Genomic DNA, 14,635 nt, shown 5'->3' on the forward strand with positions numbered 1-14,635 from the left:
TTGGCATGCATTTAATTCGTATATTTTTCTCATCATTTATTTTCTTTTTCACTTGACTTTATATAGTTAGTCTTTCTTAAAATAGGCACCTTTACTTCCAAACGTGTACCTTCATTTGGGAGACTGATAATTTTTAATGTGCCGCCAACTTCATAAGCACGTTCATGCATGTTCTGCATTCCGTAAGAGCTTGTTTTGACAGCTTCTGTCTGAAATCCAACCCCGTCGTCCACAACACGCATAATAATGTTTTCATCACGTTCCAGTAATAAAACTTGCAGGTTTTCCGCTTTCGCATGACGCAATGTATTGGAGATAGATTCCTGAAAGATGCGGAACAGCTGATCTTCTACCCCTTTATCAACCTGGAATGCTTCTATTTTTGCATCGATTTCTAGAGGTACTTTTTGGGTTAATTCCTTTAAGAGCCCTTCTACCCCTTCCTGCAATGACTTGCCCTTTAATGCAACTGGACGCAGATGTAAAAGAAGCGCACGCATTTCCAGCTGCGATTGGTGAATCATATTTTCCACCATATTTAACTGTTTATTTAATGCCGGATCCTCCGGCGGTCCTGCCTCATTGATTGCCGACATCAGCATTGAAGCTGCAAAAAGCTGCTGACTCACGGAATCATGCAGTTCCCGGGCTAAGCGGTTTCTTTCCTGTTCCACTACTTCCTGCAGGCTTTGTTCCCGTTCAGTTGCTCTTTCCGTTGCAATCTTTTGTACATGTTCGGTTTGTATCCGCAGTTTTTCTTGGACTTGATTCATCCGTTCCGTAATAGACTCCAGCTCTTTAGGCACATCCTCTGTATCAGGATACCTTTCTCCCTTGATAATGCCCGTAAGCATTTTTTCAATTTTTTTCAAATTACCTTTCCAATAATAACCAATAATAGCCCCAACAATAGAACCAAATGTAATCACAAAAGCCAGCACAGTCAAAAGAAAGGAAACATCACCAATTTTCCCTTCCCATAGCGCGCTCCACCCCGCTGATTCATCTACGGTAAATGTAACAAAGGTTGTAACAATCGCGGCAATAGCCAAAACAAAGCTGCAGGCGATAGACAAGAGAACAAAACGGATAATTGTATTCATACGCGCTTCACCTCAATGTCCCCGGAAAATAAAGAGGTTACAATCTTCACTCTTTGATGTGCCGTATTATAATTTTTTGTTTCATAGTGAAGTGATTTGTTCATTAGCCGCCCGTGATACACTCCAAAAATAGATGCTCTACCAAAGATGGAACTATGATGAATACTGACTTCTACTTCATAAGGCACATAAATCTCAATATTCCCTGCGAGATGCCGGATGGAGATGACCGCTGTATCATAAGGAAGGACCGTATTACTTAAATCAATCACACGGTCTCCATATATCCCATGCATATTGACGTCCTTCCATTGATAAGCCGTTTCCTCCGTCCGAAAATCATCAAAAAATCGTTCATCAAATAAACGATCCACCTGCACAAGGGGTTCTTCCTCTGTCAAACTCGATTTATTAGGCAGCTCCGGCTTCTCCTTGCTGGGTTCTTTCGTTGATTTGATATAATTTAAAATAATAATGGCAATAGCAACGACAATTAAAAACCGTACCGCAAGTAAATTAAAAACATTTAGAACGAAGGATATTGCAGCAATTGCAAATACAATCTTCCACCCAAGGGAATGCAGCCTTTTCCAGCTGAAGTAAACAAAGAAACCGGAAATTAATGCCGATATCAGGGCTCCTCCATGGAAGAAGACAATTTCAAAAACAAGAAGAATGGCGACGGTAATCCATATCCAATTTAGGTTTCTTGTGGGAATCTGCTTGAACATCCTTCCATTCTCCTTTCCTTGATTTCATATGTAAAATATACAGGCGCAAGAACAGCCTGCACCTGTATAAGTATACCATGATTTTTCATTTTCCAGCTATCAATTCTAGTTTATTTCTTTTTCGTCCAGTCTCTTTTCAATCGCAGCAATTTTATTATCGAACGTGCTTTGATAGTAGGCACTGTTTACTCTGTACTCCAGGTTTTCGATATATTGCTCCATTTCTTCAAACTTGGAGAAAGGCTTTTCTGGTGACTCATCCACGACACGATTGATTTGGTGATTTGCTTTGGCTATATTTTCCCGGCCCATCAGCTCCATACGGCGCAGATGCATATCCTTCAGGCGATGCTTCATTTCTTCGTATTTCTGCTCCAAATTTTCCAGCTGCGTGATTGCCTCTTCTCTGGACGCTTTCATGCGATCAGCACGATTTTGATATTCTTCATGCTCTTTTAAAGCAAATTCATGCATTTCCTCTTCCTGCGCACGTTCGGCAATTTGTGCTTGTTTTAAGCGCTTATCTGCAAGATCTTGTGCTTTCATATATTCACGAGCAAATTCTTCCTTCAATTTATACTGACGGTCAATCAGCTTTCTTACTTTTTCTTTTTCCTGTTCACTTTGGCGTAAATAATGGTTTAGTGCTGCAATCGGATTTTTTTGTTCCTTTTTGTCCATCATCGTGTGTAAATCTGCAGAAATAGATTCCTTCATTCGTGTAAAAATATTTGTTGACATCATCAATCTCTCCTTTGAATGTTATTCATTTTATTTATTTAACTCTGCCCACTGTTTTTCAAAATTTGTAAATGGGTCATCCTCTTCCTTTATTTCGTGGACAACAGAGCCTTCCGGTGTGTTCCAATTCTTATAGATAAGGTAAAGTGCATAAGCTGCGGCAACACCTAAAACTGCATAAATGTTAGAGAATGTGATGCTTACAACTATCAATCCCAGGATTACCCATCCTACTTTAGCAGCGGTGGAATCTGTGCTGATAAACTTTTTAAAGCATATATAGAACAGCCATACACTTAATGCAAGTAATACCATCGGGCCAAGATTTGCGAGCAGTATCAGTAATGCAAGAAGCCCTCCAATAAACAACATGAATTTTTTCATTCCGTTTTCCTCCTCTTGTTATTGTATCTTTATCTTACCGGGGATTTTGTTTTCTCGTAATGAGCCTGAGCAATATCTTTGTCTAAGCCTTAAGGTCTATCTCCTTCTAAACCTCCTAAGCAGCACAGTTACAAGCCAACAAGCAACAGCTGCTAAAATGCAAAAATGGAATGATACCTCTTCTGACTGAGATACCATTCCATTTCTATTCTGCCTATTCTGTTTTAAATGTAAGTCCTTTGTTCTCCAGCGCCTTTGTCAGAGCCGGCATCGATGCTGGACCAATGCCATGCAGGGCTAGTATTTCTTTCTTGGTATGAGCTGCCAGCTGTTCTTCTGTTGAGATACCTTCATGGATAAGTGCTTTTCCTGCCGGAGCAGAAAGCGTTGCTAGAAAGCCGCTCTTTGGTTTATTTTCTTTGTCACAAGTCGGACAGCTTTCACAATCTGAACTTTTAAAGAAAACATGTCCATTCTTACATACTTTTCTTTGTTTTTGACTAGTCATCTGATTTCCTCATTTCTTATTTTACATTTTAAAGAATAACATTCTAACCCATTAGTTTACATAATATAATTATGGTTATCTAAAGGCGCTTCTCCATGATTATTTCTCCCTCCGGATCATACGCTCCTGTCCGGGCGAATCCGTGCTTTTTATATAATCGTTCTGCTTGGCTATTTCCCGGCACAAAGCTTAAACGTATGATTTCCACATCATAATGCTCATGGATGTACGCTTCAATTAATGGGATGAACTGATTGGCATAGCCCTGTCCCTGATAGCGGTAATCAATCATAAACCTGTCAAACCAGATACTTCTTTTTTCGTCAGAATAAAATCCGACCATAGCATAGCCGGCGGGTTTCTCACCAGCATAGAGCCCAAGCGATGTGGTCAATTGTTCAATAAAACTCTCTGCTAAACAAAAGGACACAGGCTCGATGAATGCTTTTTGATTTTCAGCTGCTTCTAACCCAGCAATTTCTCGCCAATTTTCCTTATTTACTTTTTTGATATAAAGAGACATCCATATGCACCGCTTTTCATTATTTATTCTTATTATAAGATAGTTCCAGTATATATGAAATCCCCCTGACACGATGTATAATTCCATCATCAGGGGGATAGTATCATTATTGTTATTCAGCTAACGCTTCTCTTACCTCCTCACGAAAATCTTCCTCCGTTACTAATTTATCCGTCAATGCCTGCACCTGCATTGCTGCAACCTCCAGTTCTGACAGATTGAGATCATTTGTAAATAAAATCATCTCAAACCGGTTTCCGTCCTCATCTTCTGCGTAAACGGTCTGATTCAAAACAAAAGCAGTGCTTCCGCCTTTTTGCGCTGTACGTATAATGGAGTCATTCTTTAATTCTAAGCTGAAAATAGCATCCAATTCCTCATAAAAAGCTTCCGAATAATGTTCTTTATTATTTAACATCTTCATGATTTGATGATAATCTTCCGCAGTAGCATGCGTCAGCCGGTCGGACCAAACCTTTTGTATCGACATATCATTAAGCGGGGCAGCGGCTTCCTCTTTTTCCGCTTCGTCTAATGGATTCTCCTGCCATTCTTCAAAAAGGTCAACCGCTATTTGCCGGTAGGCATCATCATCCAAATCACGTAATGCTTCCTCTAATTGACCTTCTTCAATCCCCTTATCCTCTATTACTTTTTTGGAAATGATAATACTTGCTGTTAACGGATAGAGAGGCTCGTGATTGTTCAAATTGAGTTCTTCTATCCGATTGTTTACTTCTTCTAACCCTAATCTTTCAATTAAATAATCGGTATTGGCATTGGAACTGAAATCCATCATACCTCGTGCAATTTGTTCCAGGGAAACGTCGCCTTCCTCGTCTTCCAATGTACTTTTCCAGGCATCATGTGCTCCGCCATCTGTATTCGGAAAATAGTATTTATCTACTTCCTCCATCGCTGCCATTTCAGCAGGATCGATATCCCCTTCTTCCGCCTGGCTGGCAAATTCAATCGCAATGATTATTTTAACAACACTGGCAAGCGGCATAGCTAAATCTGTATTGATCTCTGCTAAGGCCTCATCATTCCAGGTGGCTAGAAAAGCAACCCGGTCCGAATCTTTGTTTTCATTGATAAATTCCATCAAAAGTCCTGTTGCGGGATCCAGATTTTCTTTGTTTTCTTCCAAAGCTTCCTCTTGTTTCATATCATTTGAACCGGCTTCCCGCTCTTCTTTCTTATCATTGGAACAAGCTCCGAGGAAAACCAGAAGACCTACAAACAATAAAGTATAAAATTTCTTCATGAAATCCCGCCCTTTCCGATTAATTTCCAGCCACATCCCGTTTTTTAAAGGTGAGCCATCCTGCTGCCATAAATACGATATAATAAACAAGAAGAACAGCAATGGAAAAACCAAGTGATGTTCCTTCAATTATCGGTGATCCTTCAAAGATTTCTTGAAGGTTTAGATGTGCGGTCAACAGATATTTCGCAATTTCGTATTGGCTTACCATCATCGTAATAATTGGTGCAGCAATATAAATAACAATACTTGCCGCAATAGCCATGGCACTTCCTTTGAATAAAATTGCAATCATAAAGGATAAGGTTGCCACTATAATTAACGGTACAAGCTGAAAGAGGATATCCTTACCAATGGAAGCAATGATAGAGACTTCCGTATAGCCTGAACCCATATTATCTACAATGGTTGGATTCCAAGCATCCACACCGAAAAAAATAAGTCCGATAAGTAATGATAAAACGATTGTGTAGAGGATTAACACAACTGCAAAAAGTAACACCGTAATATATTTTGACGCTAACACAGTCCCTCTTCCCGCTGGTCGGATAAGTAATAATTTAATCGTGCCCCATTTATACTCATTTGAAATAATTTTAGCGGCAACAACAATAATAAAAATCGTGATAAAACTGATATAGGAGATATTTTCCGCCACGAAAGCCCACATATCATAAGCCGGAACCTCTAACCCCATCGACTGATATGCCTGCATGAGTTCCCCTTGGAAGGTTTGATTTATCATCATGCTTTGATCCACTACAAAGTTTGTAATAAGTGCACTGCCAATAAGGAGAATCGCCAGGATAATATACATTGCCCAGGTAGATTTATAATGATGCAGTTTGATAAATTCATTTTTTATAAGCTGGCTTAAATTACTCAATGACATTCTCTCCAATCAAATCGAAAAATTTATCTTCTAACGTGCCTTTGGCAGCTTGAACCTCATATACATTGATATCATGGATTAATAATTCTTTAAGAATCACTGGGATTTGTTCCCGTTTGACCACCGTTTTTAAGGTAGTTTCATCCACTGCCTCTACAAATAAAGCATCCTCCTCTAAACGATCTAAATGCGCTTTTGCAGTCTGCGCATTACTTACAGAAATGGCGTACTCTGAAATATCACTGTCCTCTGCCTTTCGGTTCTTCTCTACATCCTCTACAGCGATTAAAGCACCATTTTTTATAACACCGATACGATCACACATCAGTTCAATCTCAGACAATAAATGACTGGATACAATCACACTGACTTTTTCTGTCTCTGCCAAAGTACGAATATATTGGCGGATTTCCTTCATTCCAGAGGGGTCCAGTCCATTTGTAGGCTCATCTAAAATGAGAATCGATGGTTTATGTAACAAGGCCTGGGCAATCCCCAGCCGCTGCCGCATTCCGAGAGAATACCCGCCAACCCGGTCATTGACCACTTTTTCAAGTCCAACTAATCGAACAACTTCTTCTATCCGCTCTTTTGTCGTACCTGGAATCATCCGGGCGAACTGTTCTAAATTCTTTCTTCCTGTTAAAAAGGGATACATCTCCGGATTTTCCACGATCGCGCCAACCTCTCTGATGGCTTCACTATAATCCGTTTGGATGCTTTTACCGACAATGTGGATATCCCCTTCTGTCAATTTCATCAAACCGACCATCATCCGGATTGTTGTCGTTTTACCGGCTCCATTCGGCCCGACAAAGCCAAACACCTCCCCTTGTTTTATTTGAAAGCTGACATCTTTAATAATTTCTTTATTCTTGATGCGCTTACTCACATTTTTTAATTCCATTGCAATTTCTGTCAATTCTAGTCCTCCTCTTCCAATCTTTCTTCTTAATCAGGTTATACGAAAGAATGGAATAAAAGTTTCAAATTCACCAATATTTTTAAATACTTCGTTTATTAAGGACAATCGTTCGAAAAAATCTTATGGAATGAAGTTTTATTTTATGAATCTACATTTTCCACGTGAAAATGTGTTAGCTCCTATTAAGTTTGTCTAATCTCTTTTTTCTTCCTTGCGTATATTGAATGAGAAAGGAGGGATAAGCTATGTGCGGTCATCACTCATTCAGAAAAAAATGCGAAGATCCTTGTCGCAACACAAGTCGTCGAGGGGGCGACTATCGTCAAAAAGATCATAAATCCAATCATTGTGACAACAGACATCAAAATCATCACAGATGTGGAAGCAGGCATGAAAATTATTGTCACTGCCGGAAACATCAAGGAAACGAGCAGCATCACAGATGCGGAAACAAGCATGAAAATGGTTGTTGTAACCGGGACGGTCACAGAAACGATCATCACCGATGTCGTGAATCGAATCATTGCGAAAATAACAGGAATAAAAGGAAGTTCTGTTTTTGCTGTAACCATTTCTACTAATTAGAGCTTGCGGACAGATAACCCTCACTTTTTAAAAACAGCCCAAGCTATCAGAGGTAGAAATCTGATAGCTTGGGCTGTTCGTTAGAAAATGGTTCTTTTTTATTTTGGAAAACGCAGCTTATCCCTAATACTTTACTTATCTTTCTTTTTTCATGCTGTCAGGGAGCTTGGACAGCTGCTTACGGAATAAATCAATGAAATTTTTTGTTTTCCAGGACAATCACTTTGGCAGTCATGGAATGGCTCATTTTTTTGGTTTCCTCTACTAATCGGTCAATTTTTTCACAACATTGCTTCGCGCCGGCAACCAGTAAAGGTTCGCCTAAGAAATTAATATTTAACCCTCTTGCTAAGAAGCCACCAACAGACATTACAAATGGTACAGTAGGAGAGGTATTAGAAATAATAACCTTTTCACTTAGCTGATTTCTTTCTTGTAACAAAGCAGCAAACTCTTGTATTGCCGGCACAACATATTTACTATTTCTTCTTCCAATAGTGTATACCGGATTATTGTCTTCATCGATACCATGAAAAATAAGCTTACCGAGGTCATGCTTCGTTAATTTATTAAAATACCTGACGCTTTGTATCTCATCCTTGGTCAGCTTTCGATTTGAAGGTAGTTTTTTTAAATGATAGGCTGCTGCAAGTGAAGTGGTGTGCGTGCCTCCATAATCATTGTATATATAAATCAAATTACTTCTCTCCTTTCCGAAATACCACGTAATCAATTGAAATCTTCATGCTTGCTTTTCTAATTTTGTTCTCTCCGTTTTGAAATACTTTCCTGTTATGGATAATCAAGCTTTATTATTATCTAAATCCAAAAAAGAATACATATTACATACCTAAACAAACATTCGAAAAACAAAATGGCTTATTCTCTGGTCATATAAAAAGAGGATGAACGTATAACCATTCACCCCATTAAATAAATGTATTGATTTGCTTAAGATTTCGTATAATTCAAATTCCATATAACACCGGTGTTTAAAAGATTAAGTGGTGTTCTTGGTTTTTCTTAATGAAAGCATTCCTTCTTTTTGATTACGCAATTGATTTTTAAAGATACATATGGATACAAGCACTTACTTAATCATCCCCATTAGTTATTGAAAAAATTCTCAGTATAAAACGGCTGATCACTTTCATTAAAGTCCACGCCAATCCCTAGATGGCTGAAATCCCGATGTAAAATATTTTCTCGATGCCCCTCCGAATTCAATAATCCCTGATGCGCAAAAACACTGCTGAATTGCCCATATGCAAGGTTCTCCCCTGCACTTAAGAATGAAATATCATCTTCCTTCATCCGGTCAAAAGGAGATTGTCCTTCTAAATTAGTATGGCTGAAAAATTGATTTGCGGCCATATCTGTACTATGCTTTCTCGCTGTTTCTCTTACTGCTTCATCCCATTCTAAAATAGACAGCTCATGCTTTACGCGAGTTGCATTGGTCAAATCAAATAATTGATACTCCAAGCCTTCTTTTAGAGCCTCACTGCCAGGTGTATAAAGGGTGCTTTTGGCAGATTCCATATCCTCATCTATTAACTGAATTGCTGTTACTTCTTCTGATTCATGCAGGTCATAAAAAATGGTTGCGTAGGTTCCATCCATATGATATACATCATATTCGCCTTCGCTTTCAATTTTATAATTAAACCAGCCATTGCGGATCATTTCTTCCGGCTCCCCTAATGTCTCGTTTACAAACGACTTGGAATCTCCCAAGGCAATACCCTGCTGAGAGGATAGTAAATCCTGATTGGTAAAGAGTCCACGCACCATGTCTTGTTCATCATAAGCAACCATCATAAAGTTTTGATAGTTTTCATGATAGGTGAACCATTCCACTCCATACTCATTCTCACTTTGCCGCTTAGCTTCACCATACATTTCTTCCACCTGTCCTCTTGTGTCACCTATCTCTACATTGCCAACGGAGAATGATTGTTCCTCCGGAGTAGTGAGCTCCGGTGTTTCTACTTGTTCATACGAGGTGCCTGTTTCAGAATCAGTAAAGGATTGAAAAAAAGAAGTTGCTTCATCTGCTACTTGACGGAAGTAAAAGTCATTATCTATCGCTTCTGAAACAAAATCGCTTGCAGAGGAAAACGTATCACTGACAGCATCGGGGATGACATCGCGGACCGGGTCTTCCCATAAAGGCCTTGTCCAAATGGCTAACAGTATCATAAACAGCAATAATAATAATCGCTTGAAAATAGCTATCCCAACCTTTTTAAATACTTTAATGCAGCAGAAGGATTACCGCTGCTATTCTATTCTTTACGAAATCAACCTTGGCTAACCCTTAAAAAATAGTCAGCCCGCTGACTTATATAAATTATACTATCTCCAAATTACTTTCAACAAATCTAAACCTTTTTTATTCAGGAAAACGTCAACGTAAATGAAAAAATCCGCTTCTGTATTTATAACAGAAACGGATTTTCTATTCTTCCTACATCAAGGTCCCAAACCACACTGCAAGGAAAGTTCCAATGTAGTTTCCAATAATATAACCCAGTGTCCCAACAATTAATATCGGACCGACTAATTGCCTCCATCCTTTCGCAATCGCAAACGCGGCTGCAGTAGTTGGTCCGCCGATATTTGCATTGCTTGCCAGCAGGATTTCTTCTAAACTCATCCGGAATAGTTTTCCAAAAATAAGAGACAGCGTTAAATTGATTGCTACAATAATAAATGCAAAAACAAGCAATAATGGTGCCGTTTGAACAATTAACGTGATAGAAGCAGGTATTCCGATTACGACAAAAAAGATGTGAATCAGATACGTTCCTATTTCCTGACTGCCATTTAATCCGGAAAAATAATTTGGAAATACTGCTAAAGCGACAAAGGTAAGCGTCGTTAATACTAAATACTGATCTCCGATAATTCCATTCAACAGATTATTGAAGAAAGAAGCCTCTTCTCCACTTGGAATAATCCCGGCAAAAAATTCGGCAATTTTTAAGGAAACTATAACTAAAAAAAAAGCTGTTCCAATCGAAAGTGCCATGTCCTTCAAAGAAACTTCTTTCCTTTTCCAGAAGCTTTCTGCCAACGTTTTATCATCATCCGATTGATTCTTTTCTACCTCTTCCACATGCGGCGTCGGGTAACGTTTACGGATAAAATGAAGTGCAGGAATCATCATTAGAATAATAAACAGCAGTGCCATCATTAAATTATCCGCAACAACAGCGGCAGAAATAATTTCCCCCGGGGTTTCGAATTTAGCTGCCATAGCAGCAAAGTTCACGCCTCCTCCAATATAGGAAGCACCGAAAATCCCACTCAATTGGTCTAAAAAAGGTATGTGATTCCGTAAAGTAAAAAATGCAATAATCGTTCCTGCAACTGTGCCAATGGAGCTCAATAGGAAAATGAGCAACAATCTGCTGCTTTCCTTCCATATTTTTTTAAGATTAACGTGAAATAACAAAAGCGGTATTGCTAACGGTACAATAACAGACCATACTGCATCATATACCGGCGATTCTGTGGGAATAATTCCAAAGTTGGATAAAGCCATCGCCCCGACTAATGCAATAATGGCCCCAGTCACCTTGGAAGCCCAGCTGTAGCGTTGTTCTAAAAAAATACTGACAGACGCCCAGATAATGATAATCCCCCAAAGCGTAATGCTATCATCTGCTTGAATCAATGTTTCTTTCATCCACTCCCCGCCCCTTCTCTATTTTCGGTTGTATGTATCATATTTTACCACTTCATTTTAAATATTTGTTAGGTATTGTGGAGTGTTTTTTTGAAATTAACCTATCATGATGCAGAAAAATCCCCATCAAAAAAACCTCTCTAACCATTGTCAGAGAGGTTTTCAACAGGATTATTTCACTTGCTCTAATAACGCTAATTTATGGTTTAACGCTTGCAGCTGCTCATCATTTAATGGAAGCAGCGGCAAGCGAACACCGCCGACATGGACACCATTGCGATTTAATGCTGCTTTTACAGGAGCTGGACTCGGTGCTGCAAACATTTCCTGCATGACCGGCAGAATCCGCTGATGTATGGAAGCAGCTTTTTTCACGGCTCCCTGCTCATATGCAGCAATCATTTCCTGCATTTCATTGCCGATAACATGCCCGGAAACCGAAACAATGCCTATAGCTCCAACTGCAAGAGACGGAAGGGTCAAAGCGTCTTCCCCGCTGTATACAGAAAAGCTTGCATCTGTTTGGGCCGCCATTTCAGTTATCTTATCCATATTGCCGCTTGCATCTTTGATCGCCACAATATTATCAACCGCAGCCAAACGAATAACGGTATCTGCCGCCAGATCAACAGAAGTTCTGCCAGGCACATTATATAGCATGACCGGCAGCTGAACGGAATCAGCCACTGTTTTAAAATGCTCATATAAACCGTCCTGAGAAGGTTTATTATAATAAGGCGTTACAAGCATAATCGCATCCACACCAGTTTTTTCAGCTGCTTGTGATAACGCAATAGACCCTTTCGTCTGATTAGAACCGGTGCCCGCAATTACTGAAATTCTTCCATTTACTTTTTGTACCGTATGTGAAAATAATGCCAGTTTTTCTTCATCTGATAAAGTCGGTGACTCTCCAGTTGTTCCAGCTACCACCAATCCGTCTGAACCATTTTCGATAAGATGCTCGATTAACTGATCTAATGCCCCGTAATCAATTTCCTGCTGTTCGTTAAATGGCGTTACCATCGCCGTAACCACTTTTCCAAAATTCATAACAACACACCCTTTATATAATATCAACATTCTTTGATGAAAAATAGACGGATAGCACCGAAGTAAAGTGCCTTAAAAACTAGAGGGTGGAAAGTAATAAAGATAAGCAGAATCCGTATTATTGTTTGTTATTATTGTTTGTTCCAACTTTTTCAGGGTCCTTTTCTCTTATCATCATGCATTACTTCAATTATTTCCACAAAATAAAAAGCACCAACGGAGACCGCTGCTGCTTAAACACTTAATGTCCTCTCAGCTGATAGCCCTCCACATAGTTTCCTATATGACAGCACTGGATTTATTCAATACCAGTACCAGTATAATAAGAATAAGGCTTATTATACTTCGGCAAATTCCCCTTTCCATATGCTTCATCGTCAGCCTATTCTGTCTCAGCATATTTACTAATGGTTTTTGCACCTCTACCGTTCACCTATGAATAATGAATTTGTCTGTATTATAGCAAGAATAACAGAGAAACACAATTGAAAAATAGAGGTTTTTTCAAAAGAGCCAAAAAAGCTTTACAGCGTGCGCATCCTCCATGGTGTTAAAAAAACATGATGAAGTTTCTTTACTGGTAAACTATGCAAAATAAAAAAATAGGTGATTCCCCCGCCCCTCTATTCTTCCTCTTGCAGAAAATCCATAGACAGGTATCTTTCTCCGGTATCAGGTGCGATACAAACCACCTTTTGCTCAGGTTCCATGCGCTTGGCAACTTCTGTAGCTGCATAAATAGCAGCCGCTCCTGATGGTCCGACAAACAGGCCTTCCTTTTGGGCAAGCTCTTTTAATAAACTTAATGCCTGCTCATCATTGATTTGAATGATTTCATCATAAACCGATGTGTTTAAGATTTCAGGAACAAAACCCGGGCTGGTTCCCACTAATTTATGCGAACCAGGCTCTCCGCCGGATAGTACGGGAGAACCTTTAGGCTCCACCACAGCAATATGCAAATCCGGAATATAAGATCTTAGCGATTCTCCTGTACCTGTTACAGTTCCTCCTGTACCCGCAGTACAAACAAACGCATCCAATTGATGATTCAAATCATTTAAAATCTCCAGTGCTGTTGTATTACGATGCGCATCTGGATTTGCTATATTTTTAAATTGCTGTGGAATAAAACTGTTTGGTATTTCTTGTTGCAATTCTAATGCTTTTTGAATAGCGCCCGGCATTTTTTCACTGCTTGGTGTTAAAACCACTTTGGCTCCATATGCTTTCAAAAGATTTCGTCTTTCCTGCGTACTATTATCCGGCATTACCAGAATCGCCTGATATCCCTTTGCAGAGGCAGCCATGGCCAATCCGATTCCAGTATTTCCGCTTGTCGGCTCAATAATCGTATCTCCGGCCTTTATCAGTCCTTCCTGCTCAGCAATATGAATCATATGCACTGCAGCCCGGTCCTTCACACTGCCGCTTGGATTAAACATTTCCAGTTTCACATATATCTTTGCAGCATTTTCAGGCTGCAGTTTATTTAGTGTTATCATAGGAGTATCTCCCACGAGCTCTGTAATATTATCCGCTACTCTCATTTTTTATTCTCCTTCCTCATCCTTTAATAAACGTTTATCTACTGAAATATTTGGATTTAACTTCGCCAATTCTTCTACAAAAGCAAGCTTATCCTTGGGCGAAATAGCTATCAGATCATATTTTCCGCTTCGAATCTGGATACGGTCCAATGATAATGCCGGTGCAATTAGCGGCATCTTAGATTGAAGAATCAATTCCATATTTTCTATATAAATCGTTTGCCGGATAGGGCCATAATAAACAATTAACCGATCTCTATCAATTTTATATCCCGTGCGGAACCAGAACCAGAGCAATATACCGCATAACAGCAGCATAATCGCTACATTGATCACCTGGCCCCTGAATAGGGGAATGAGCACCCCGCTAATCACAATAGCCCAGAGAACGATTGCCATCCATTTATCCTTCTTTGATTTAAAATACATTCAATTCCCCCATTCATTCGAACAATATTCCTTCTTTTATTATAGCTTTTGTATGACTTTATACCAAACTTCAGCAATCCGTTTCTGTTATTTTTTTAACAATAAGGAAAACTTATACTGACTCACAATATGTTCTCTAAAAAGAACAAAAATAATTTCAGGCTTTATAGAAAGGAAGATATACTAGAGGTTATGTACATTCTCATCCGAAACAGAGAGTACAGACAAAAGCAAAAAGAGGGGTATTCTC

16 protein-coding genes and 1 riboswitch are annotated in these 14,635 nt (G+C 39.2%); of the genes, 1 reads left to right on the plus strand and 15 read right to left on the minus strand.

Annotated features, from left to right (window positions below; translation table 11 throughout):
• Nucleotides 1-32: 32 nt before the first annotated feature.
• The 9 genes from ACW0TQ_RS16845 to ACW0TQ_RS16885 form a co-directional block, all read right to left on the minus strand.
• Complete coding sequence (locus tag ACW0TQ_RS16845) at nucleotides 33-1,103, minus strand: sensor histidine kinase (RefSeq protein ID WP_455725849.1); 1,071 nt, start codon at nucleotides 1,101-1,103, stop codon at nucleotides 33-35.
• Nucleotides 1,100-1,834, minus strand: a complete 735-nt coding sequence (gene liaF / locus ACW0TQ_RS16850) for a cell wall-active antibiotics response protein LiaF (protein ID WP_042533856.1) — start codon at nucleotides 1,832-1,834, stop codon at nucleotides 1,100-1,102. Before liaF ends, ACW0TQ_RS16845 begins: the two co-directional genes overlap by 4 nt.
• A 105-nt stretch (nucleotides 1,835-1,939) precedes the next feature.
• Nucleotides 1,940-2,575, minus strand: coding sequence for a PspA/IM30 family protein (locus ACW0TQ_RS16855; protein ID WP_042533854.1), 636 nt, complete (start codon nucleotides 2,573-2,575; stop codon nucleotides 1,940-1,942).
• 30 nt (nucleotides 2,576-2,605) lie between these two features.
• Nucleotides 2,606-2,959: a lmo0954 family membrane protein gene (locus ACW0TQ_RS16860; protein WP_455725850.1), complete on the minus strand. Its 354-nt coding sequence runs from the start codon at nucleotides 2,957-2,959 to the stop codon at nucleotides 2,606-2,608.
• A gap of 214 nt (nucleotides 2,960-3,173) precedes the next feature.
• Nucleotides 3,174-3,467, minus strand: a complete 294-nt coding sequence (locus tag ACW0TQ_RS16865) for an RNA polymerase alpha subunit C-terminal domain-containing protein (RefSeq protein ID WP_042533850.1) — start codon at nucleotides 3,465-3,467, stop codon at nucleotides 3,174-3,176.
• 79 nt (nucleotides 3,468-3,546) lie between these two features.
• On the minus strand, nucleotides 3,547-3,990 hold the full coding sequence (locus ACW0TQ_RS16870) for a GNAT family N-acetyltransferase (protein ID WP_212929558.1): 444 nt from the start codon (nucleotides 3,988-3,990) through the stop codon (nucleotides 3,547-3,549).
• Nucleotides 3,991-4,102: 112 nt separating this feature from the next.
• Entirely contained in the window at nucleotides 4,103-5,257 is a 1,155-nt protein-coding gene (locus tag ACW0TQ_RS16875; protein WP_455725851.1) for a serine hydrolase, read from the minus strand.
• Nucleotides 5,258-5,276: 19 nt separating this feature from the next.
• Nucleotides 5,277-6,143 (minus strand): DUF2705 family protein, encoded by an 867-nt coding sequence (locus ACW0TQ_RS16880; RefSeq protein ID WP_455725852.1) that lies wholly within the window; start codon nucleotides 6,141-6,143, stop codon nucleotides 5,277-5,279.
• Nucleotides 6,136-7,071, minus strand: coding sequence for an ABC transporter ATP-binding protein (locus ACW0TQ_RS16885; RefSeq protein WP_455725853.1), 936 nt, complete (start codon nucleotides 7,069-7,071; stop codon nucleotides 6,136-6,138). The genes ACW0TQ_RS16880 and ACW0TQ_RS16885 overlap by 8 nt, the downstream gene beginning before the upstream one ends.
• Nucleotides 7,072-7,464: 393 nt before the next feature.
• On the opposite strand from ACW0TQ_RS16885, the gene ACW0TQ_RS16890 reads away from it, so the two are divergent.
• Nucleotides 7,465-7,659 (plus strand): hypothetical protein, encoded by a 195-nt coding sequence (locus ACW0TQ_RS16890; RefSeq protein ID WP_193062071.1) that lies wholly within the window; start codon nucleotides 7,465-7,467, stop codon nucleotides 7,657-7,659.
• A gap of 190 nt (nucleotides 7,660-7,849) precedes the next feature.
• Here ACW0TQ_RS16890 and ACW0TQ_RS16895 read toward each other — a convergent pair whose 3' ends face one another.
• The 6 genes from ACW0TQ_RS16895 to ACW0TQ_RS16920 form a co-directional block, all read right to left on the minus strand.
• Nucleotides 7,850-8,356 (minus strand): DUF3189 family protein, encoded by a 507-nt coding sequence (locus tag ACW0TQ_RS16895; protein ID WP_042533839.1) that lies wholly within the window; start codon nucleotides 8,354-8,356, stop codon nucleotides 7,850-7,852.
• A gap of 410 nt (nucleotides 8,357-8,766) precedes the next feature.
• On the minus strand, nucleotides 8,767-9,861 hold the full coding sequence (locus ACW0TQ_RS16900; RefSeq protein ID WP_042536219.1) for a CAP domain-containing protein: 1,095 nt from the start codon (nucleotides 9,859-9,861) through the stop codon (nucleotides 8,767-8,769).
• A 268-nt stretch (nucleotides 9,862-10,129) separates the two neighbouring features.
• Entirely contained in the window at nucleotides 10,130-11,353 is a 1,224-nt protein-coding gene (locus ACW0TQ_RS16905; RefSeq protein WP_256706229.1) for a DUF819 family protein, read from the minus strand.
• A gap of 171 nt (nucleotides 11,354-11,524) precedes the next feature.
• The gene (gene dapA / locus ACW0TQ_RS16910; protein ID WP_042533835.1) at nucleotides 11,525-12,406 is read right to left on the minus strand and encodes a 4-hydroxy-tetrahydrodipicolinate synthase; all 882 of its coding nucleotides are present in this window, start codon (nucleotides 12,404-12,406) and stop codon (nucleotides 11,525-11,527) included.
• Nucleotides 12,407-12,658: 252 nt separating this feature from the next.
• Nucleotides 12,659-12,839: riboswitch (Lysine riboswitch) on the minus strand.
• Nucleotides 12,840-13,029: 190 nt separating this feature from the next.
• The gene (gene cysK / locus ACW0TQ_RS16915; RefSeq protein ID WP_042533833.1) at nucleotides 13,030-13,956 is read right to left on the minus strand and encodes a cysteine synthase A; all 927 of its coding nucleotides are present in this window, start codon (nucleotides 13,954-13,956) and stop codon (nucleotides 13,030-13,032) included.
• A 3-nt stretch (nucleotides 13,957-13,959) separates the two neighbouring features.
• Complete coding sequence (locus ACW0TQ_RS16920; protein ID WP_042533832.1) at nucleotides 13,960-14,385, minus strand: PH domain-containing protein; 426 nt, start codon at nucleotides 14,383-14,385, stop codon at nucleotides 13,960-13,962.
• Nucleotides 14,386-14,635: the final 250 nt, after the last annotated feature.

The organism is Oceanobacillus sp. M60 (assembly GCF_053839645.1).